23 protein-coding genes and 1 pseudogene are annotated in these 20,873 nt (G+C 62.4%); 11 read left to right on the top strand and 13 right to left on the bottom strand.

Going from position 1 to position 20,873, the window contains the following annotated elements:
• On the bottom strand, window positions 1–824 hold an 824-nt coding region (locus tag QIW53_RS11025; protein ID WP_371049678.1), incomplete at its 3' end, for an AlgP family protein.
• A 192-nt stretch (window positions 825–1,016) separates the two neighbouring features.
• On the opposite strand from QIW53_RS11025, the gene QIW53_RS11030 reads away from it, so the two are divergent.
• Window positions 1,017–1,682, top strand: coding sequence for an FKBP-type peptidyl-prolyl cis-trans isomerase (locus QIW53_RS11030; RefSeq protein WP_371049679.1), 666 nt, complete (start codon window positions 1,017–1,019; stop codon window positions 1,680–1,682).
• Between the two features lie 62 nt (window positions 1,683–1,744).
• Here QIW53_RS11030 and rsd read toward each other — a convergent pair whose 3' ends face one another.
• The 8 genes and pseudogenes from rsd to QIW53_RS11070 all read right to left on the bottom strand — a co-directional run.
• The gene (rsd, locus tag QIW53_RS11035; protein WP_371049919.1) at window positions 1,745–2,203 is read right to left on the bottom strand and encodes a sigma D regulator; all 459 of its coding nucleotides are present in this window, start codon (window positions 2,201–2,203) and stop codon (window positions 1,745–1,747) included.
• 177 nt (window positions 2,204–2,380) lie between these two features.
• Window positions 2,381–2,932, bottom strand: coding sequence for a disulfide bond formation protein B (locus tag QIW53_RS11040; protein ID WP_371049680.1), 552 nt, complete (start codon window positions 2,930–2,932; stop codon window positions 2,381–2,383).
• 260 nt (window positions 2,933–3,192) lie between these two features.
• A complete protein-coding gene (locus QIW53_RS11045) occupies window positions 3,193–4,428 on the bottom strand; it encodes a heme biosynthesis protein HemY (RefSeq protein ID WP_371049681.1) in 1,236 nt (411 codons plus the stop codon).
• Window positions 4,425–5,585: a uroporphyrinogen-III C-methyltransferase gene (locus QIW53_RS11050; RefSeq protein WP_371049682.1), complete on the bottom strand. Its 1,161-nt coding sequence runs from the start codon at window positions 5,583–5,585 to the stop codon at window positions 4,425–4,427. Before QIW53_RS11050 ends, QIW53_RS11045 begins: the two co-directional genes overlap by 4 nt.
• 16 nt (window positions 5,586–5,601) lie before the next feature.
• Window positions 5,602–6,369, bottom strand: coding sequence for a uroporphyrinogen-III synthase (locus tag QIW53_RS11055; RefSeq protein WP_371049683.1), 768 nt, complete (start codon window positions 6,367–6,369; stop codon window positions 5,602–5,604).
• Window positions 6,366–7,307, bottom strand: a complete 942-nt coding sequence (gene hemC / locus QIW53_RS11060; protein ID WP_371049684.1) for a hydroxymethylbilane synthase — start codon at window positions 7,305–7,307, stop codon at window positions 6,366–6,368. The genes QIW53_RS11055 and hemC overlap by 4 nt, the downstream gene beginning before the upstream one ends.
• Window positions 7,308–7,446: 139 nt before the next feature.
• Complete coding sequence (locus QIW53_RS11065) at window positions 7,447–8,193, bottom strand: LytR/AlgR family response regulator transcription factor (RefSeq protein WP_192307079.1); 747 nt, start codon at window positions 8,191–8,193, stop codon at window positions 7,447–7,449.
• A pseudogene (locus QIW53_RS11070) lies at window positions 8,190–8,306 on the bottom strand (sensor histidine kinase); the annotation flags it as partial. The gene QIW53_RS11065 and the pseudogene QIW53_RS11070, both read right to left, overlap by 4 nt.
• 344 nt (window positions 8,307–8,650) lie before the next feature.
• On the opposite strand from QIW53_RS11070, the gene argH reads away from it, so the two are divergent.
• Window positions 8,651–10,045, top strand: a complete 1,395-nt coding sequence (gene argH, locus QIW53_RS11075) for an argininosuccinate lyase (RefSeq protein WP_371049685.1) — start codon at window positions 8,651–8,653, stop codon at window positions 10,043–10,045.
• 130 nt (window positions 10,046–10,175) lie between these two features.
• Here argH and QIW53_RS11080 read toward each other — a convergent pair whose 3' ends face one another.
• Complete coding sequence (locus QIW53_RS11080; RefSeq protein WP_371049686.1) at window positions 10,176–10,835, bottom strand: glutathione S-transferase family protein; 660 nt, start codon at window positions 10,833–10,835, stop codon at window positions 10,176–10,178.
• Between the two features lie 125 nt (window positions 10,836–10,960).
• Here QIW53_RS11080 and QIW53_RS11085 point away from each other — a divergent pair, with 125 nt between their 5' ends.
• The 3 genes from QIW53_RS11085 to QIW53_RS11095 all read left to right on the top strand — a co-directional run bounded on the left by QIW53_RS11085 (window position 10,961) and on the right by QIW53_RS11095 (window position 14,633).
• Window positions 10,961–11,245 (top strand): hypothetical protein, encoded by a 285-nt coding sequence (locus tag QIW53_RS11085; protein WP_371049687.1) that lies wholly within the window; start codon window positions 10,961–10,963, stop codon window positions 11,243–11,245.
• Between the two features lie 110 nt (window positions 11,246–11,355).
• Window positions 11,356–11,601 carry a TIGR02647 family protein gene (locus QIW53_RS11090; RefSeq protein WP_192307083.1) on the top strand — a complete coding sequence of 82 codons (246 nt, stop codon included), beginning with the start codon at window positions 11,356–11,358 and terminating at the stop codon, window positions 11,599–11,601.
• Window positions 11,602–11,792: 191 nt separating this feature from the next.
• Window positions 11,793–14,633, top strand: a complete 2,841-nt coding sequence (locus tag QIW53_RS11095) for a class I adenylate cyclase (RefSeq protein ID WP_371049688.1) — start codon at window positions 11,793–11,795, stop codon at window positions 14,631–14,633.
• Between the two features lie 6 nt (window positions 14,634–14,639).
• Here QIW53_RS11095 and rnk read toward each other — a convergent pair whose 3' ends face one another.
• The 3 genes from rnk to cyaY form a co-directional block, all read right to left on the bottom strand.
• The gene (gene rnk, locus QIW53_RS11100) at window positions 14,640–15,050 is read right to left on the bottom strand and encodes a nucleoside diphosphate kinase regulator (protein WP_192307085.1); all 411 of its coding nucleotides are present in this window, start codon (window positions 15,048–15,050) and stop codon (window positions 14,640–14,642) included.
• Between the two features lie 264 nt (window positions 15,051–15,314).
• Window positions 15,315–15,533: a DUF1289 domain-containing protein gene (locus QIW53_RS11105; protein WP_371049689.1), complete on the bottom strand. Its 219-nt coding sequence runs from the start codon at window positions 15,531–15,533 to the stop codon at window positions 15,315–15,317.
• A gap of 4 nt (window positions 15,534–15,537) precedes the next feature.
• Entirely contained in the window at window positions 15,538–15,870 is a 333-nt protein-coding gene (gene cyaY, locus QIW53_RS11110; RefSeq protein ID WP_123454569.1) for an iron donor protein CyaY, read from the bottom strand.
• 318 nt (window positions 15,871–16,188) lie between these two features.
• Between cyaY and lptM the strand changes: the two genes are divergently transcribed.
• From lptM to QIW53_RS11140, 6 genes are read left to right on the top strand one after another with little or no spacing between them, the layout of a single operon-like run.
• Window positions 16,189–16,371 carry an LPS translocon maturation chaperone LptM gene (gene lptM / locus QIW53_RS11115; protein WP_192307087.1) on the top strand — a complete coding sequence of 61 codons (183 nt, stop codon included), beginning with the start codon at window positions 16,189–16,191 and terminating at the stop codon, window positions 16,369–16,371.
• Between the two features lie 9 nt (window positions 16,372–16,380).
• Window positions 16,381–17,628 carry a diaminopimelate decarboxylase gene (gene lysA / locus QIW53_RS11120; protein ID WP_371049690.1) on the top strand — a complete coding sequence of 416 codons (1,248 nt, stop codon included), beginning with the start codon at window positions 16,381–16,383 and terminating at the stop codon, window positions 17,626–17,628.
• Window positions 17,629–17,632: 4 nt separating this feature from the next.
• Window positions 17,633–18,463, top strand: coding sequence for a diaminopimelate epimerase (dapF, locus tag QIW53_RS11125; RefSeq protein WP_371049691.1), 831 nt, complete (start codon window positions 17,633–17,635; stop codon window positions 18,461–18,463).
• 13 nt (window positions 18,464–18,476) lie between these two features.
• Window positions 18,477–19,202, top strand: coding sequence for a DUF484 family protein (locus QIW53_RS11130; protein ID WP_371049692.1), 726 nt, complete (start codon window positions 18,477–18,479; stop codon window positions 19,200–19,202).
• Window positions 19,203–19,204: 2 nt separating this feature from the next.
• Window positions 19,205–20,104, top strand: coding sequence for a tyrosine recombinase XerC (gene xerC / locus QIW53_RS11135; protein ID WP_371049693.1), 900 nt, complete (start codon window positions 19,205–19,207; stop codon window positions 20,102–20,104).
• Window positions 20,101–20,805 (top strand): HAD family hydrolase, encoded by a 705-nt coding sequence (locus QIW53_RS11140; RefSeq protein ID WP_371049694.1) that lies wholly within the window; start codon window positions 20,101–20,103, stop codon window positions 20,803–20,805. Before xerC ends, QIW53_RS11140 begins: the two co-directional genes overlap by 4 nt.
• Window positions 20,806–20,873 lie beyond the last annotated feature (68 nt).

Here is a 20,873-nt window from a genome sequence, read left to right on the forward strand (position 1 = left end):
GGTTTGGCGGCTGCTTTTACAGCCGGTTTGGCTGCGGTTTTTGCCGCTGGCTTGGCAGCGGTTTTACCCGCAACAGGTTTGGCGGCAGCGGTTTTGGCGGCAGGTTTCGCGGCGGGTTTGGCAGCAGCGGTTTTCGCCGCAGCAGGTTTGGCAGCGGTGGTTTTTCCAGCCGGTTTCGCGGCGGCTGTTTTGGCAGCTGCTGGCTTGGCGGCAGGTTTGGCAGCAGCAGTTTTAGCGGCCGGTTTGACGGCTGGTTTTGCGGCTGGTTTTGCTGTCGATTTTGCTGCTGGTTTTGCGGCGCTGGCAGCCACTGCTTTTTTCACAGCAGGCTTGGCGGCCGGTTTGGCGGCAGGCTTGGCCGTTGCTTTTGCAGCAGCGGGTTTTGCAGCGACTTGCTTGGCCGGTGCTGCAGCAGGCTTGGCCGAACGCAGGGACAACGCCTTGCCGACAGCCTCTTGCACGCGACCAATGCCTTGGGCCAGTTTCAGGCTTTCCTGTGCGTCGCGCTTGAGTTGCAGAATGTAGCCGCGAGTATCCGACTGGCGATTTTTCAGAGCGTCGAGCAAGTCCTCGAGCTCATTGACCGCGTCCTTGGCTTTGGCCTGTGCCTTGGCTTTACCGGCGGATGCAGCGTCCTGCAATTTGGTGCGAGACTTGTGCAGTTTTTCCTGCGCTTTGCCGCGCTGTTTTTCCAGTTTGGCGAGCAGTTTTTCTGCATCAGCCAGGGCTTCGGAACAAGCGGTTTCCAGATGCTCGAGCAAGCTGCCCGAGAGTTGTTGAAGTAAGTGCAACGGGGTATTTACAGACTTCTTGGTGGCCGACATGGTTTACCTCCTGGCTGACGTGGGTGCGGCTCATACTAGCCCTCTGCTGCTACCGCCGCTAGGGCATGTTGACAGTATCGAAAGCGTTGCGTTGCAACGGATAGAAAATCTTCTGCGCCTGCGCAAAACAAGTTCACTTTCACGCGCATCCACACTGGCGTAATCTGCCGCATCTCAGGTCGGAGAGTGACAATGTCACGCTATCTTTTTTTATCGCTGTGCGTGTGTTTTTCCGTGGCTCAGGCCGCCGATAAAAACGCGGAAAACGAGGCTCACGATCTCGCCTACAGCCTGGGCGCAAGCCTAGGTGAACGCTTGCGCCTGGAGGCGCCCGAGCTGCAACTGCAGGCCTTGATCGAAGGCTTGCAACAAGCCTATCAAGGCAAGCCGCTGGCGTTGAAAGACGAGCAGATCGAACAGATCCTGACCGAGCACGAAGCGCAGATGGCCTTGCAGCAAAACGCTCCGCAGAGCGAAGCAGCCCTGGCCAAAGAGAAAAGTTTTTTGGCTGCGGAAAAAGCCAGGCCAGGCGTTCGCGAACTGGCCGACGGCGTCCTGCTCACGGAACTGGTGCCAGGCAGCGGTGCCAAGGCGGGCCCGAACGGCAGGGTGCAGGTGTTGTACGTCGGTCGTCTTCCCGATGGCACCGTGTTCGATCAGAACAACCAGCCGCAGTGGTTCAGTCTCGACAGTGTGATCAGCGGATGGCGCAGCGCCCTGCAGAACATGCCGGTCGGTGCGAAGTGGCGATTGGTGATTCCATCGGACCAGGCCTACGGTGCCGATGGCGCCGGCGACCTGATCGAGCCGTTCACCCCGCTGGTGTTCGAAGTCGAATTGCGCGGTGCGACCAGCTGAACGCCTGAAACGAAAAACGGCGCGTCAGGCGCACCGTTTTTGAGGGGGAGTCGGAAGGTGATTCAGGCTTGAACCGAATCTTCTTCCTTGTGAGCGTTGTGCAGGACTTCGATCAGGCAGTCTTCCAGTTCGAAACGTTCATGCAGCAGGCCGCCCAGCTCCTTGAATTTCTCCGCCACGCATTTGCCTGCGTCACACAGGTCGTTGAACGCAAGCAGCTTCTCGGTGATGACGTCGATTCGCGGATAGATCGTCTCGGCCAACTCGAGCCCGCGCGTGTCGCCAAAAGCCTTGGCTTCGCCCGTCAGCTGTTCATAGATCTCGAAATGCCCGGCCGACACGTAATCGACCAGCACGCCACAAAACTCCTGCAAGGGCTTGCGGTTCTCCGCCAGAGCCTCAGGCTTGGCGCCGAGAGCATCATAGGCCCGAACCAGTTCGTGACGCTCCTGCAACCAGCGATCGATCAGCAGATGCACTCCACCCCAGCGTTCCTGAGCATTCTGACAACTTTCGAGCATGGTGATCTCTCTTCCCTTGTGGGTCATGCTGCTCTGGATCCGTCGTGCTCTTGTTGGGCAGGATCGGTCAGGCAGAGCGCCATTCGAGCAACATAAACGCGACGACACGTGCGGGCCAGATTATGCCCGCACGCCAATGGCTTCAAGGTACGCAGGAGATAAAGTTCATACAAGTGTTTAATCGCGGGCCAGCGTCGGGTGCGACGACTCGCCGCTGAGCGGTCGCTGAAAGGCGAAGCGCAGCAGGCGCACCAACTGGTAAACGCTCAGGGCCGTCATGGCCACGAAGAACAGCAGACTCCACTCCGGAAGACTCAGGTCGAACAGCGTCCAGGACACGTGCGCGCAATCGGCGGAGCCGTTGAACATGAGTGACACGACCTGCATCCAGTGATTGCTGGCCAGCATATCGGCCAGGCTGGGCGAACACAGGCCTGGGTGCAACTGCGGTTCGGACTGCCACAACACCTGGCGCCACGCCGTCACCGTCCCCGCCAGACTAAACAACGAGCCAAGCAGCCAATACCCGAACGAGCCGAGGCGACCCGGCCCATGGACCGATGCCGTCAGGCAGCACCCGGTAAGCGATGCGAGACAAATCCGCTGCAACAGGCACATTGCACAGGGCAGGAGGCCGACCGCATATTCCAGGTAATAGGAAACGCCCAAGGCCAAGGCACCAGCAACGAAAACCATGAAAAACAAGGAGCGTGAGCAGGCCAACGACATGGCTTTTCCGTACCGATAGAGACAAGTGGTTACGGTAGAGGAAAGCGTGCCAGCCTTTCAAGACAACGCAGCAGGGACACTTCCACCGAACCTGTAGGGCGTTGCCGACAGAATCCGGCGGAATGTGTGTAGGCCTTTGTAGGAATCTGCCTCGGACTGAAAAAACCGTCAGAAATGAACAGATTTTCCCGTCTCGGCAGGCCTTGAACAGACCTATAGACGTCACCGGCGTGGCCACCGGCGACTTCGTAAACACTGGGTCAGGCGCGAGCTGCAACCGGCAGCGGAGCCGCCAGCAGGCGGTCATCCAGAAGGCCCAGGCCTTCCTGAAACAGCTGGTTGCTACCCTCGGTGTCCCCCAACTGTGCCAGCAATCGCGCCAGCTCAGCACAGGCTTCCGGGTTGCGCTGCACCCGCAGGCTGCTTTCCAGATAGTCGCGTGCCTTGCCCCACAGGCTGCTTTGCAAGCACAGGCGACCCAGTGTCAGCAGCAGGCTTGGATCGGACGGGTGATCCTTGAGCCAACCCTCGGCGGTCTGCAGCTGGCGTACCGGGTCACTGCCGCGAACCAGGCCGTAGAGCCGCGCCAGATGGCTGTCATAGTGACGCTTGAGCGCCGTTCGCAGCACGTCTTCGGCCTCGACCTGCGCGCCCAGTTGCCGCAGTTGCTCGGCATAGGCCAGGACCAGTTGCGGCTCCTGACGCTGCGCTGAAGTGAGCTGCTGCCAGGCGCGATTGAGTGACTGCAAACCGACCTGCGCGTCCTCCTGACGTGCCGCCAGGGACAGGTTCTGCCCCCACGCCCGACGCTCCAGCTCGGCCAGCTCGTTCGGTGGCAGGACCTTGTCCTTGCGCAGTTCCGGCAGCAGGCGAATCACCTGCGACCACTCACCGCGTTGCTGATGCAAGCGCTGCAACTGACGCAACACCTGGGCGTTGTGCGGATGCCGCTCGTGCATGGCCTGCAGCGTCGCCAATGCACCCTCGGTGTCGCCACGGTCGGTCTGCAATTGCGCATGGTTCAGGGCAATGGCCAGCTCTGCCTGGGGCTGGCGCTCCAGCGCGCGCTCGAGGAGGCTGTCGCTTTCCTCGTAGTGACCTTGCTCATTGGCCGCCCGGGCGGCGCCCAGGTAGTAAAGCAACGGCTGACGCTCAGCCTCGGCGGCGCGGTGCAAGTGACGCTGTGCACTGGCCCAGCGACCTTCGGCCAGGTCCAACTGGCCATGTTCGATCGCCACCTGAACCCGACGGCTGCGATTGCGCCGCGACCAGGGATTGACCACGCCGCTGGAGGTTGCCACCAGCCCGACCAAGGCCTTGATCCCCCAGAACACCAGCCACAATACCGCCACCAGCGCCAGGGTCGCCCACAGGCTCGATTCGAAACGGAAACTCTTGTAGGCGATAAGCACGTAGCCGGAATGCTCGGCAATCGCCAACCCCAGGGCGGCGGCAGCGACGATCACCAGAAACACGATCACGTAGAGGCGTTTCATGGCGTGGCCTCCTGCGCGGTGTCCGTGGCAGGTTTGGCCAGGGGTTTGATCGAGTCCTCGGCGTTGACATTGCGCCGTTCAAGGTAGGCCTGAACGGCGCTCAGGGTGCCGGTCAGGTCAGGTGTCACCACGGTGACCGGTTCCTTGCTCAACTCGACCACCTGCTCAAGCATCACCTTGCTCTGCGGGTTGTCGGGGTTGAAGTTGCCCTTGAGCACGTCTCGTGCCTCGGCCAGCGCCTGGGTGTACACCGGCGCCTGACCGTTGAGCGCCGCCCATTGCGCCTGCTCCAGTGCCAGGCTCAGGGCCAGGCGTACCTGGCTCAGGCTCTGGCCAGCCAGGAGCGGGCGGACATTCTTGTCGGCGTTGAAATCTATGCGGATGTAGCGGGAAATCTGATCCCACCACTGCGCCCATCGACTGGCACCGTCGCCATCGGCGGTCAGGCCCAGCAGCGATTCGCCACGATCCTTGTACTCGGGGGCCAGCTCGGTGAGGCTGATCACCTGGTCACGCAACGCCCCCAGGCGCAGGAAAAGGCCGGTGCGATCCGGCTGCTCGGTGCTGCGCAATGCCACCAGGGTTTTCGCCACTTGCTCGCGTGCGGCAAAGGACCCCGGGTCATTCTGCTCGCGAAGAATTTCGTCGGCGCCCTGCACCAGCGCCTGTGCGCTGCTGATGTCCTGTAACGCAGAAAGCCGCAGGCTGGCCAGACGCAGCAAGTGCTCGGCCTCGGCCAGACGCCAATCCTTGCGACTGGCGCCAAGGACGGTTTCCAGGCGTTGATTCAAGCGTTGCTGATCACCCTGCAGCTGGACCACCAGGCGACTGCGGGCATCCAGCTCTTCGGCGGCCGGCATCTGTTCGAGGCGTGCGCTCAAGCGCTGTTCGTTGAGTTTCAGGCTCTGTGCCTGGTCGTTCAACGCCTGCACCTGGCTCAACTGCTGCTGCGTATTGGCTTGCAGGTGACGCACCTGCCACACGCCCCAGCCGCCCACCGCCACGCCGGCGGCGCCGAGCAGCAGCGCGACGATTGCCAGCCCGTTGCCCCGACGCTGCTCGGCAGCGGGAGGCGTACTTTCAACCGGTGTTTCAACCGACGCATCGAGATCGATCACTGGCCGGGAGTCATCTTTAGGCAAGGCAGTTTCGTTCACGTATCCATCCTTTGCATTAGGAAACGGGTCCGGGATGCTCCCGTAACGCCGTCAGCAAAGCCGCGGCGCTGGCGCCACGACAATCCACAACTGTTTGGGCACCGGCAGCGTGTGCCAGCTCGGCGACCCTCGGGCTTGGAACAAACAACGGCAACTGCGCCAATTGTGGCCAGGCGGCGCCGGCCAATTGCTGCAGGTGCTCAAAACCCTGTCCACTGCTGACCACCAGCCCGTTCAGGCGTTCCGCGCTGATTCGATCGGGCAAGGCCGTCGGCCCATGCTGCGGCAGGCGGCGGCGATACACTTCCAGATAATCGACACTAGCACCAAGCTCGCGCAAGCGCTCAGCGAGCAGCTCGCGCCCTCCTTCCCCGCGCAGGATCAACACCTGCGGGTCTGGCCGGTTCACAGCCTGGCGCAGCGAAGTCAGCCCAAGCAAGGCTTCGCTGTCATCACCCTGGGTCGGGAAGCTCACATCCAGCCCGTGATGCTCGAGAATCTGCGCCGTTGCCGCCCCCACACTGAACCACTTCAGTCCCGCAGGATGCTGCCCGCATTCCTGGAGCAGTGCCACGGCGATTCTGGCCGCAGGTTTGCTGACTACGATGACCGCGCAGTAACGGTCCAGCGTCCCGATGACCTGGCGCATTGTGTCAGAGACTGCAATCGGCTGAATTTCCAAAAGCGGCAGGCTGCTGCTGAAAATCCCCGCCTCGGCCAGTGCAACGCTCAGTGCCGCCGACTCATCCTCGGGACGCGTCAGCAGCAGGCGCCAGCCGCTCACTCGTGACCTGCCTCGCCATAGACCGCCTTGAGAATGTCATCGGCGCCCTGGCCCAGCAGGTCTTCGGCGACTCGCACACCCAATGCCTGGGCATCGCCGCGCGGGGCACGGGCGTCGGCGCTCAGCAGCAGGCCTCCCTTCGGATCGCCGACCAGGCCGCGCAACCAGACCTGCTCGCCTTCCAGCACGGCATAGCAGGCGATCGGCACCTGACAGCCGCCATTGAGGTGCTTGTTGAGGGCACGTTCGGCGGTGACACGGGTGGCGGTGTCCTGATGGTGGAGCGGCGCGAGCAACGCGTGGATTTCGCTGTCGGCGGTGCGGCATTCGATGCCCACCGCGCCCTGGCCACCGGCGGGCAGGCTGTCGTCGACGCTGATGGTCGAGGTGATACGGTCTTCGAAGCCCAGGCGAATCAGGCCGGCAGCGGCCAGGATGATGGCGTCGTATTCGCCGGCATCGAGCTTGGCCAGGCGCGTGTTGACGTTGCCGCGCAGGAAGCGGATTTCCAGGTCGGGACGGCGGGTCAGCAACTGGGCCTGGCGACGCAGGCTGGAAGTGCCGACGATGCTGCCCTGCGGCAAGGCGTCCAGGCTGGCGTAGGTGTTGGAAACGAACGCATCACGCGGGTCTTCGCGCTCGCAGATGCAGAACAGGCCAAGGCCTTCGGGGAAGTCCATCGGCACGTCCTTCATGGAGTGCACGGCGATGTCGGCTTCGTTTTCCAGCAGCGCGGTTTCCAGCTCCTTGACGAACAGGCCCTTGCCGCCGATCTTCGACAGCGGCGAGTCCAGCAGCTTGTCGCCGCGACTGACCATGGGAACCAGCGTCACGAGCAGACCGGGATGGGCCTTCTCCAGACACGCTTTGACGTATTCAGCCTGCCACAGGGCAAGGGCGCTTTTGCGGGTGGCGATGCGGATTTCGCGAGAGGACATGGATCAATCCGTACTGGAAGAGATACGGCGGATGATAACAGCTCAGCCAAATCCACTTTGACTTGTATCAGGTAATACTCGGCCTCCCTGGCCCCGGACGCCCGGCAATCGGGTGACAAGCTCGCCTGCGCGGACGAATTTACAACTGCTGCATCATCTTGCGTACGCCCGCCACATGACGGCGGCTGACGATCAGGGCGTCGCCATTGAGACCTTTGAGAAACAGCTGGAAGTGTCCCAATGGCGTGCGTTGCAGGCGTTCGATACGGTCGCGGGCGACGAGCGCGTTGCGATGGATGCGCACGAACCGGTCACCAAATTCATCTTCGAGGGCCTTGAGCGGCTCATCCAGCAGCACTTCTCCGCCCTCATGGCGCAGGGTCACGTATTTGTGGTCGGCAATGAAATAGACCACCTGCCCCAGCGGGATCAGCTCGATGCCCTTGCGGGTTCGTGCGCTGATATGGCTGCGCGGGCCGCTGCCGGATTCGGCGGCAGGACGGGTCAGGGCGGCGAGCTGGACACGATTGGGCCGCTCGGCATTTTTCAACGCATCATGCAGTTGTTCTGTACGCACCGGTTTCACCAGATAGCCTACGGCACTGGCCTGAAAGGCTTCCACGGCAAATTCATCGGACCCTGTGCAAAACACCACAGCCGGCGGGGTCTCGCGTTCGCACAATCGGGCAGCCACTTGCAGGCCGTCGAGGCCGGGCATGCGGATATCGAGCAGGACGATATCCGGCTTGTGGCTGTCGATCAGTGCCAACGCCTCTTCGCCGTTCGTGGCGCTGGGCTCCAGGACACTATATCCCTCGAGTTCGCCAACCATTCGGCTCAGGCGCTCGCGGGCAAGGGGTTCGTCATCAACGATCAGGACATTCATATTGCGCTGGATTCCTGCGTGAGTCTCGCAAAAGGATAGCGTAGACAGGTGAAGTGACGTCCGTCACCGCGATCCACGCTAAGACTAGCGCGAGGGCCAAAAAGTGCCGCCAGGCCGACGGCTAAATTTTCATCTGCCGGGCAATTGGCGGCCCAGGCCCGCATTGGCGGGGCATCGCCACAGGGTTTGCTGATACGCAATATGAACACCCCCTCTTCTTATAGTCAGCAGCCGCACCGAGAAGTGCACTGCCCCTACTGTCCAACTGTAGACGGTTGCAGGAACGTTATTGCTCAATTGAAAAATATCGTTGCGCATTTGCACTCGCGCAGGCTTCGCCAGAGGCGCGGACATCGGGGAAAACCTGTCGACCAGCGTCAGCGACAGCCTTGGCAACCCTGTTATTATCCGCGCCAGCGTTCAACGCCATCCTTTACCAGCCGATACGAGCGAATTCATGAGCACTGACAAGACCAATCAGTCCTGGGGCGGCCGCTTCAGTGAACCCGTCGACGCCTTCGTCGCCCGCTTCACCGCCTCCGTCACCTTCGACCAGCGCCTGTATCGCCACGACATCATGGGCTCGATCGCCCACGCCACCATGCTGGCCAAGGTCGGCGTGCTGACCGATGCCGAGCGCGACAGCATCATCGATGGTCTGAAGACCATCCAGGGCGAGATCGAGGCCGGCCAGTTCGACTGGCGCATCGATCTCGAAGACGTGCACATGAACATCGAGGCGCGCCTGACCGATCGCATCGGCGTCACCGGTAAAAAACTGCACACCGGCCGCAGCCGTAACGACCAGGTCGCGACCGATATCCGCCTGTGGCTGCGGGACGAGATCGACCTGATCCTGGGCGAAATCACCCGCCTGCAGAAAGGCTTGCTGGAGCAGGCCGAGCGCGAAGCCGGCAGCATCATGCCCGGCTTCACCCACCTGCAAACCGCCCAACCGGTGACCTTCGGCCACCACATGCTCGCCTGGTTCGAGATGCTCAGCCGTGACTACGAGCGCCTGGTCGATTGCCGCAAGCGCACCAATCGCATGCCGCTGGGCAGCGCCGCACTGGCCGGCACCACCTACCCGATCGACCGCGAATACACCGCGCAACTGCTGGGCTTCGATGCCGTGGGCGGCAACTCGCTGGACAACGTGTCCGATCGTGACTTCGCGATCGAATTCTGCGCGGCCGCGAGCATCGCGATGATGCACCTGTCACGCTTCTCCGAAGAGCTGGTGCTGTGGACCAGCGCGCAATTCCAGTTCATCGATCTGCCGGACCGTTTCTGCACCGGTAGCTCGATCATGCCGCAAAAGAAAAACCCGGACGTGCCGGAGCTGGTGCGCGGCAAGACCGGCCGGGTTTTCGGCGCGGTCATGGGCCTGTTGACCCTGATGAAAGGCCAGCCTCTGGCCTACAACAAGGACAACCAGGAAGACAAGGAACCGCTGTTCGACGCTGCGGACACCTTGCGCGACTCGCTGCGGGCCTTCGCCGACATGATCCCGGCGATCAAACCCAAGCACGCCATCATGCGCGAAGCGGCGCTGCGCGGTTTCTCCACCGCCACCGACCTGGCCGATTACCTGGTGCGCCGTGGCCTGCCGTTCCGTGACTGCCACGAAATCGTCGGCCACGCCGTGAAATACGGCGTCGAGAGCGGCAAGGACCTGGCGGAAATGAGCCTGGAGGAACTGCGCAAGTTCAGCGATCAGATCGATCAGGACGTTTTCGCCGTCCTGACCCTGGAAGGTTCGGTGAATGCCCGTGACCATATCGGCGGAACAGCGCCGGCACAGGTGAAAGCGGCGGTGGTGCGGGGCCAGGCGCTGCTTGCTGGCCGGTAAAAGCCAAAAGCCAAAAGCTTCGCGAGCAAGCCCGCTCCCACAGTTCCCCGGTGTGCACATCCAGTGTGATCAACCGAATCCCTGTGGGAGCGGGCTTGCCCGCGATGACGGCCTCGAATTCGCTACAAATCTACTTTTTGCCCGCCACCATCGCCATGAACGCCGGCATCGCCGCTTCCCGGTCAGCCGCGACCCTCTGAACGTTCGGATTCTGTTCCAGATGCTCAAGCAGCGCTTTGGCCGCTGGCAATTGCTCCAGCAGGTCCATATCGAACAGCTTCTTCGCCACTCCACAGGCCAGCGGCACGCTGTACAGGAAGTACAGATCCGCCACGCTCAGGCTGTCCCCCGCCACAAAGGGGCTGAATTTGCCATGCCGAGCCAGTGAAGCGACGCCCAGCAGCAGCTCGGTTCTGGTTTTTTCCTTGATCGCCTCCGGCAGGGGCATGCCGAAATACGCCTCGGCGTAACAGGCACGCGCGGGCAGCTCGATGTACAGCTCGATTTCCCTGGCCAGCGCCAGTACCTGGGCCCGCTCGAAAGGCTCGACGGGCAGCAGCGGTTTGCCCTTTTGGGTTTGCTCGATGTATTCGAGGATGACCGACGTCTCGTTGACGAACCCCTGCTCGACACGCAGCACCGGCACCTTGCCTCGCGGGCTGATGGCCAGCGTTTCAGGTGTCTGGCCGCCGTAGAACGGCACCTCCTTGAACGCCAGTCCTTTCTCCAGCAACGCCAGCTTCACCATGTTGTAGTAATTGCTGACGGAAAAACCATAAAGCTCGAGCATCACAAAGCCTCCGGGCCGTGCGGGGTGGGCAGTGCCTGTCTTATAGATCGTCAGGGGCGTTCCCGCCAGCAGCATCACGGCGCTGAATGCAGGTAGACTGGGCGCCTGACCCTGAGGAGCCGGCCATGAGCGAGCCTACCGATATCGACATCGACGAAGAAGAATTCGCCGAAAACACCCTGATCGAAGCGATCGAAAACCAGATCGAAAGCGACAATCCCCCGGCCGCCAAGGCGACCTTCAACAAGCTGACCCTGGTGGGTTACGAGCGTGAAGAGATCCTCAACCTGATGGCCCACGTCCTGGCGGTGGAAATCGACGCGATCCTCGAAGAAGACCGCGCGTTCAATACCCAATGGTACGAAGCGGCGCTGCGTGCATTGCCGGAGCTGCCCCCGGAAAAGAAATGACTCCCGCCTCTGCAGGAGCCAGCTGGCTCCTACAGAGGACTGGACAGACCGCGCGAGCAGGTCCACCTTTAGAGCGCTGTCGTCCAATTCCTAGAAAGTCTGGAGTCCTTATGTCGCTTACGCCTGAATTGGTTGCCGAACTGGAAATCCTCGCACTCTTCAACCTGGACAGTTCCCAGGAAGGTCTGAAAATTCATCAGACCGCTGCCCCGAAAGCCATCGCTGCCGCTCAACGCCTGTTTGAAAAAGGACTGATCGACCAGCCGGATGGCGGTTACCTGACCCGCTTGGGTCACGATGCCGCCGAACACGTACAGTCCCTCCTGATCATCTTGAAGACTCCGGAAACCGCCTGACTCGCACCGTATCGCCCACGGAAAGTCCCACGTCGGGATTTCCGCGGGCACACCGGTGCCTGTCGTCGCCTCGCAACGAAAATCTGACGTCAAAAAACAAAATCCGCTTAAACGTCCCGCTGCCGGGAGGCTAAACTGCGCTGCATCCCGAGACACGATGTCCGAGCCTTTGCGAGCCGGTTTGAGCTGACATGACCCGCACCCATGAAATACGCCCTGATCTGGACGAAGGCATCGACCGCAAGGTGCTCAGCCAGCTGCGTGCGCGCTTTTTAAAGCTCAATGAAGGTCGCATGGCTCGCGCCATGGAGGGCTTGTCGACCCGCCAGCAAGGCGTCCTGACCCTGCTGCCGCTGTTTTTCCACGTCAATCATCCACTGCTGCCGGGGTACGTCTCGGGCAGCACCCCCGCCGGGCTTTCGAACTTCGAACCGGATGCCAACGCCCTGGCCGAAGCCCAGCGTCTGACTCGTTCGTTTTCCTACAAACCGCGCCATGGCAGCAACCCGCCGCGCCCGATCCACGGCCTGTTCCTGATGGGCAGCCTGGGCACGCTCGCCCAGGCAGACCAGAGCGACATGGACGTCTGGGTCTGCCACGCGCCGAACCTGACGGAAAATGAACTCGCCGAGCTGCGTAAAAAGTGCCAGTTGCTCGAAGCCTGGGCCGCCAGCCAAGGCGCCGAGGCACATTTCTTCCTGATCGATCCGGCGCGCTTCGTGCTGGGCGAGCGCGATACGCAGTTGAGTTCGGAAGACTGCGGCACCACCCAGCACTACCTGCTGCTGGACGAGTTCTACCGCACCGCCATCTGGCTGGCCGGGCGCACGCCGATCTGGTGGCTGGTGCCGGTCTACGAAGAGTCCAGTTACGACCGTTACACCCATACGCTGCTGTCCAAACGCTTTATCCGTGCCGATGAGACACTGGACCTCGGGCATCTGGCCTACATCCCCCCCGGCGAATTCATCGGCGCGGGTTTATGGCAACTGTTCAAGGGCATCGAGTCCCCCTACAAATCCGTGCTCAAGCTGCTGCTGACCGAGGTCTACGCCAGTGAACACCCCAGGGTCCAGTGCCTGAGCCTGCGGTTCAAGCAAGCGGTATTCGCCAACCGCCTGGACCTCGACGAACTGGACCCCTATGTCGTGGTGTACCGGCGCATCGAGGAATACCTCATCGCCCGTGGCGAACCCGAGCGCCTGGAACTGGTGCGGCGGGCGCTGTATCTGAAGGTCAACCGCAAACTCACCGGCAACAGCCGCACCCAGAGCTGGCAGCGGTCGCTGCTGGAGCGCCTGGCCCATGAGTGGCAGTGGGATCACCGGCAACTGGCGCTGCTCGACAGCCGCAGCCAATGGAAGGTGCGCCAGGTCAGCGCCGAGCGTCGGGCACTGGTCAGCGAACTCAATTACAGCTATCGCTTCCTGACCGAGTTCGCTCGCAACGAACAGACCGTCAGCCTGATCAACAAGCGCGACCTCAATGTGCTGGGCCGACGCCTGTACGCAGCCTTCGAGCGCAAGGCGGACAAGGTCGAGTTCATCAACCCGGGCATCGCGCCGGACCTGGCCGAAGACACCCTGACGCTGGTGCACGCGCCCAACAAGGCGGAGTCGGTACAAACCTACTGGGGCCTGTACAACGGCAGCCTCACCGCCCATGAATGGGATCATTTCGCGCCGATCAAGCGCAGCCGCCATTTGCTCGAACTGTTGAGCTGGTGCCACCGCAACGGCGTGATCGACAGCAGCACCCGTCTGGCCTTGCATCCCGGCGAGAGTGACCTGAGCGAGTTTGAACTGTTCAACCTGCTTGGCAGCCTGCAACAGAGCATCGCCCTGCCGCTGCCCACGGTCGCCGAAGAACCGCTGCTGCGTGCCAGCGTGCCGAGCGAGGTGCTGATTCTGGTGAACGTCGGCGTCGATCCGCTCAAGCACCATCGCGACCTGAACATCCTGATGACCACCGAGCGCACCGACTCCCTGAGCTACGCCGGGGTCCGGGAAAACCTGGTGCTGACCCTGGATCAGGTCACGCTCAACAGCTGGAACGAGGTGCTGGTCAGCCGCTTCGACGGGCCCCACGCCCTGCTCGACTGCCTGCGCGATTACCTCAACAACCTGCCGAACGGCCCGCAGCAACCCCGGTTGCGCGTGCGCTGCTTCTGCCATAACCGCGCGCAGTTCATCGCCCGGCGCGTCGAGGAAGTGCTCGACACCGCGCAGAACCTGCTGCTGAGCACACTCAATCATCGCTACCTGATTCAGGTCCAACAGCATTACCACGTGCTGGAACTGGTGCCAGGCCAGGTCAACCACGTGGCCCTCGCCACCCTGCCGGCGCTGTTCGACTACCTGGGCGAAGAGCTCGCCAGCTACAGCCCGTTGCACCTGGACCCGATGGCGCTGGAGGATCACGACCTGGCGCTGATCCTGCCGATGGGCCAGCCCGCCTGCCTCCAGGTGTTCTACCGGGTGCTCGACACCCAGGCCGACCTGTACGTGCTGGATGAATTCAACGCCTTGTGGCAACAGCGCCTGCCCTATCACGACGAGCAGAGCCTGCTGGTGCCGCTGCAACGCTTCCTGCAATCGATCCAGTACCGGCGCGACGCCTTGCTGTCGATGGAGGCTGCCCAGCCAGGCCTCGAGACACTGTATTACCAATTGTTGCCTTCAGGCCCCGGACGCGCACGTCGGGTCGAAGCCCGGCCGGCACCGCAGACCCCGGTCGCCAAGCCGTTTTATGACGTGCAGGCGATCGTCGGCAAAGCTGCACCGGGGCACGTGCAGGTCACGCTGTATTGCAATCAGCGGGAGTTTTCCGAACTGGAACATGGCGAGCAGCTGTTCGGCGTGGTCGCCCGGGAGATCGTCGAGCAGCGCCGCGAAACCGAGCGTTATCGCTGCTACATCACCGACCTGGACCTCTCGGGCCTGATCGGCGATGGCCAGAGCTCGAGCAATCTGTATTTGCGCTACAAGGCCGACCTGGAGCGCGCCTTGAACGACGCGCTCGAACTGCTCTGAAGGGGGTTATTCCGGGAAGGCGCCGCCGTTGGCAGGCTGCGATTCGACCTCGAGCAGGGTGAGCTTGAGGGTCTTGCCACCCGGTGCGGGCCAATCGATGTGCTGCCCCACTTTCAGGCCGAGCAACGCGCTGCCGACTGGCGCCAGGATCGAAATCCGGCCTTCGTCGGCATTGGCGTCCTTGGGATAGACAAGCGTCAGGTGGTAGTCCTTGCCACTGCCCTCTTCACGGCAATGCACACGGGAATTCATGGTCACGACATCAGCCGGCACTTCATCGTGGCCGACCAGGGTATCGGCGCGATCCAGCTCGGTTTGCAGCGCGATAACGCCCGGCAGCGTGTCGTCCAGGCTTTCGATCAGGCGCTCCAGACGTTGCACGTCCAGTCGGGTAAGGGTGATGGAAGGTGCGGTCATGATCAGGGCAGACTCCTTTCTTCTGCACGAAAAAAGCAAAACCCCGCCAAAATCAGGCGGGGTTTTCACAAGCCTCGATGGGTTGAGGCGTACCCGGACACTATCACAGCTCAAAAAATATACAAGCCGGTGGGCTCCACGGCTGTCGGCTTACGGAGGGCCCCTGTGGGAGCGGGCTTGCTCGCGAAAGCGGCTATCAGTTGATATCGAAGGTGACTGAATCACTGCATTCGCGAGCAATCCCGCTCCCACCGGGACGTGGAATCAGGCGCAGGATTTGCGTTGGGCGGCCTGAGTGCAGATCACCCTACGACGTTCGTCATCGGCCGAACGCCATTCGCGGATGTCTTCGACATGGCGAAAACACCCCAGGCAGACTTTCTGCTCGTCCAGCCGACACACGCCGCTGCACGGCGAAGGGACCGCCGGGCTGACGTTGCTGTAGAGCGGCTTGGGCGGACGAGCGGGAGCAGGTTGGGTCACGGTCTCACAGACCTTCGAAATCGAATTCGGCGCCCGCCTGCTGCTTGACGATGCGTTCCAGCATCTCGCCCAGTTGCTCTTCGCTCTTGTCGCACATCCAGCGTTCGCTTTCTTCGTCATAGTCGAAGTGGAAACCGCCGGAGACTGCCGCCAGCCACAGCTGACGCAAGGGCTCCTGGCGGCTGAAAATCAGCTGGCTGCCATTTTCGAACTTGACGGTGAGCACACCGGCCGAGCTCTCCAGATCGATATCCAGGTCGCTGTCGTCGAAGATGTCCTCCAGGGTTTGCTGGGTGGCATCGACCAGATCGTGGAAACGCGCTTCGGACAAACTCATTACGGCAACCTCAAAAAGTGTCTGATCAGGCTCAAGCGCCGCAAGATACGACCGAGGCCCGTCGATTGCAAAGGATAACGACCAGCAACCCTTGTCGATACACCGAATGCTTTCCCTGAGGGAGCGGGCTTGCCCGCGAAAGCGGTGGCTCAGCCAACAGATGTGCTGAATGTGCCGACCTCTTCGCGGGCAAGCCCGCTCCCACAGGGTTCACTGTACTGACTGACAGCCCCGCCGGACGGGAGCCCCCTCGCATAGGCAATCTGCCGGGTGGCCGGTATACTCCGGCGCAATTAATGCATTTTCAAGGATTTCGCCATGAAGCGCCTGATCTCTTCCTTTGCTGCGCTCACTTCGATCGTCGCTTTTGCTTGCCTTGTGTCGGCCTGCGGTCAAAAAGGCCCGCTGTACCTGCCTGACGACAGCCAGGACCCCGCCGAACAGGCGCAGTCCTCGCAGAAGCAGCCTTCCAAAGCACACAAGCACGACGTCTACCAATAAGGGTACGCCATGGACGCTTTTAACTACCGTGGCGGTGAGCTGTTCGCGGAAGGGGTTGCCCTGTCCGCCATCGCCGAACGCTTTGGCACGCCGACTTATGTCTATTCCCGCGCCCACATCGAAGCCCAGTACCTGGCGTACGCCAACGCACTGGAAGGCGTGCCGCACCTGGTCTGCTTCGCGGTCAAGGCCAACTCCAACCTGGGCGTATTGAATGTCCTGGCGCGCCTGGGGGCCGGTTTCGACATCGTGTCCCGTGGCGAACTGGAACGCGTGCTGGCCGCTGGCGGCAGCGCCGACAAGATCGTGTTCTCCGGAGTCGGCAAGACCCGTGACGACATGCGTCGCGCCCTGGAAGTTGGCGTGCACTGCTTCAACGTCGAATCCACCGACGAGCTGGAGCGCCTGCAACTGGTCGCCGCCGAGCTGGGCGTTCGCGCCCCGATCTCGTTGCGTGTGAACCCGGACGTCGATGCCGGCACGCACCCCTACATTTCCACCGGTCTCAAGGAAAACAAGTTCGGCATCGCCATCGCCGACGCCGAAGACGTCTACGTGCGTGCCGCGCAGCTGCCGAACCTGGAAGTGCTCGGTGTCGATTGCCACATCGGTTCGCAACTGACCAGCCTGCCACCGTTTCTGGACGCCCTCGACCGCCTGCTGGGCCTGGTCGATCGCCTGGGCGATTGCGGCATCTACCTGCGCCACATCGATCTGGGTGGCGGCGTGGGCGTGCGCTATCGTGATGAAGAGCCGCCACAGGTGGCCGACTACATCAAGGCCGTGCGCGAGCGCCTCGACGGTCGCGACCTGGCGCTGGTGTTCGAACCGGGCCGCTTCATCGTCGCCAACGGCGGCGTGCTGCTGACCCAGGTCGAGTACCTCAAGCACACCGAACACAAGGACTTCGCCATCGTCGATGCGGCCATGAACGACCTGATCCGCCCGGCGCTGTACCAGGCCTGGATGAACGTCACCGCCGTGCGCCCTCGCGATACCGCCGCCCGCCCCTACGACATCGTCGGGCCTATCTGCGAGACCGGCGACTTCCTGGCCAAGGAACGTGAGCTGGCCCTGGAAGAAGGCGATCTGCTGGCCGTGCATTCGGCCGGTGCCTACGGGTTTGTCATGAGTTCCAACTACAACACCCGTGGCCGCGCCGCTGAAGTGTTGGTGGACGGTGATCAGGCATTCGAAGTGCGTCGCCGCGAGACGGTAGCCGAGTTGTTTGCTGGCGAAAGCCTGCTGCCGGAGTAAAACCATGCTGCTGCGTTTTACCAAGATGCACGGCCTGGGCAATGACTTCATGGTTCTCGACCTGGTCAGCCAGCACGCACACATCCTGCCCAAGCACGCCAAGCAATGGGGCGACCGGCATACCGGCATCGGTTTCGACCAGTTGCTGATCGTCGAGGCGCCGAGCAACCCGGACGTGGATTTCCGCTATCGGATCTTCAATTCCGACGGCTCCGAAGTGGAACAGTGCGGCAACGGCGCCCGCTGTTTCGCCCGTTTTGTGCTCGACAAGCGCCTGACCGCCAAGCGGCGGATTCGCGTCGAAACCAAGAGCGGCATCATTGAGCTGGACATCCGTAACGACGGGCAGATCAGCGTCGACATGGGCGCACCGCGCCTGGTGCCGACTGACATTCCGTTCGTCGCCGATGCCCAGGCCTCGAGCTATTCGCTCGACGTCGACGGCAAGACGGTCGAACTGGCCGCCGTGTCGATGGGCAATCCCCACGCCGTGCTGCGGGTCAGCGACATCAATGCCGCGCCGGTGCATGAACTGGGACCGAAAATCGAGCATCACCCGCGCTTTCCGGCACGGGTCAATGTCGGTTTCCTGCAGGTCATCGACCGCAACCGCGCGCAGTTGCGCGTCTGGGAACGCGGCGCCGGGGAAACCCAGGCCTGCGGCACCGGCGCCTGTGCGGCCGCCGTAGCCGCCATCAGTCAGGGGTGGATGGATTCGCCGCTATTGATCGACCTGCCCGGCGGGCGCCTGTCCATCGAGTGGGCAGGCCCTGGCCAACCGGTACTGATGACCGGCCCGGCAGTCCGAGTCTACGAAGGACAAGTGCGTCTTTGAGCGAGCCAACACCATGACCGACAAGCCTCAAGTTCCCGCCCGACAGCCCGACGAATCCCCCAGCGAAAGCCTTGAGGCGGCGGCAGTTGCCGCGTACCTGGAGGCTCATCCGGACTTCTTCGTCGAGCATGAAGAACTGCTTGCGTCCCTGCGCATCCCGCATCGGCGTGGCGACACCATTTCGCTGGTCGAGCGGCAGATGACCATTCTGCGCGATCGCAATATCGAACTGCGTCATCGTCTCTCGCACCTGATGGACGTGGCCCGGGACAACGACCGGCTGTTCGAGAAAACCCGTCGCCTGATCCTCGCATTGATGGATGCCGCCAGCCTGGAAGACGTGGTGATCAGCGTCGAAGACAGCTTGCGCCAGGATTTCCAGGTGCCTTTTGTCAGCCTGATCCTGCTGGGCGACAACCCGATGCCGGTCGGCCGCTGGGTGACCCACGCCGACGCCCAGACCGCTATCGGCGGCCTGCTCTCGGAAGACAAAAGCGTCAGCGGCAGCCTGCGCGAGCATGAACTGGACTTCCTGTTCGGCGAAGAACAGCGCCAGCAGATCGGCTCCACGGCCGTGGTCGCCATCAGTCATCAGGGCATCCACGGCATTCTGGCCATCGCCAGCCGCGATCCGCAGCACTACAAGAGCTCGGTGGGCACCCTGTTCCTGAGCTACATCGCCGAAGTCATGGGTCGCGTCCTGCCACGGGTCAACAACTCCCTGCGCTCGGTACGCTGATCGTGGAACGGCAACTGGACGCTTACTGCGAACACCTGCGCAGTGAGCGACAGGTGTCGCCCCACACCCTGTCTGCCTATCGCCGCGACCTCGACAAGGTCCTGGACTGGTGCGTCAAACAGAACATCGGCAGCTGGGCCGCCCTGGATATCCAGCGCCTGCGCAGCCTGATCGCCCGCCTGCATGCCCAGGGCCAGTCGTCCCGCAGCCTGGCGCGCCTGCTCTCGGCGGTGCGCGGGCTCTATCACTACCTCAATCGTGAAGGTCTGTGCGACCACGACCCGGCCAATGGCCTGGCCCCGCCCAAAGGCGAACGCCGGCTGCCGAAAACCCTCGACACCGACCGCGCCCTGCAACTGCTGGAGGGTGCGGTCGAGGATGATTTTCTGGCGCGTCGCGACCAGGCGATGATGGAGCTGTTCTACTCCTCGGGCCTGCGCCTGTCGGAGCTGACCGGGCTCAATCTCGACCAGCTGGACCTGGCTGACGGCATGGTCCAGGTGCTGGGCAAAGGCAGCAAGACCCGGCTGCTGCCCGTGGGCCAGAAGGCCCGGGAAGCACTGGAGTTGTGGCTGCCCCTGCGCGCCATGGCCAACCCGGCCGATGACGCCGTGTTCGTCAGCCAGCAGGGCCGACGCCTCGGACCCCGGGCGGTGCAGGTGCGCATCAAGGCCGCTGGCGCGCGCGAACTGGGGCAGAACCTGCACCCGCACATGCTGCGGCACTCCTTTGCCAGCCACTTGCTGGAATCGTCCCAGGACCTGCGCGCCGTGCAGGAACTGCTCGGCCACTCGGACATCAAGACCACCCAGATCTACACCCATCTGGACTTCCAGCACCTGGCCACGGTCTACGACAGCGCCCATCCACGGGCCAAACGCATTAAAGGCGATGATTCATGACTATCCAGCTGATCACCTTCGACCTCGACGACACCCTGTGGGACACCGCTCCGGTGATTGTCAGTGCCGAAGCCGTATTGCGGGAATGGCTGATCGAACATGCACCGAACCTCGGCGCAGTTCCGGTGGAGCATCTGTGGGGCATTCGCGAGCGCATCCTGAGCACCGAGCCAGGGCTCAAGCACCGCATCAGCGCATTGCGGCGCCGGGTGCTGTTCCATGCGCTGCAAGAGGCAGGCTACGAACACGCGCAGGCGTCAGACCTGGCAGACCAGAGCTTTGAGGTCTTCCTGCACGCGCGGCATCAGCTGGACATCTTCCCGGACGTGCAACCGACCCTGGAAATACTCGCCAACCACTACGCCCTGGGCGTGGTCACCAACGGCAACGCCGACGTGCGTCGGCTGGGCCTGGCGGACTACTTCAAGTTCGCCTTGTGCGCCGAAGACATCGGCATCGCCAAGCCGGATGCGCGCCTGTTCCATGAAGCCCTGCAGCGCGGCCATGCCACGGCCGAAACGGCAGTGCACATCGGCGATCATCCGGGGGATGACATCGCCGGGGCGCAACAGGCCGGCTTGCGCGCCATCTGGTTCAACCCCACGGGCAAAGCCTGGGAAGCCGAGCGCCTGCCGGATGCGCAGATTCGCAGCCTGACCGAATTGCCGGCGTTGTTGGCGCGTTGGAATACTCAGCACTGACCTGATCCCACAGGGGGATTTGCATCGGTAGACGTTTCGTTCACCCATGAAAAAGCCCGCAGCGACGG

It is taken from the genome of Pseudomonas fluorescens, assembly GCF_041354075.1.
Taxonomy (GTDB): domain Bacteria; phylum Pseudomonadota; class Gammaproteobacteria; order Pseudomonadales; family Pseudomonadaceae; genus Aquipseudomonas; species Aquipseudomonas fluorescens_CE.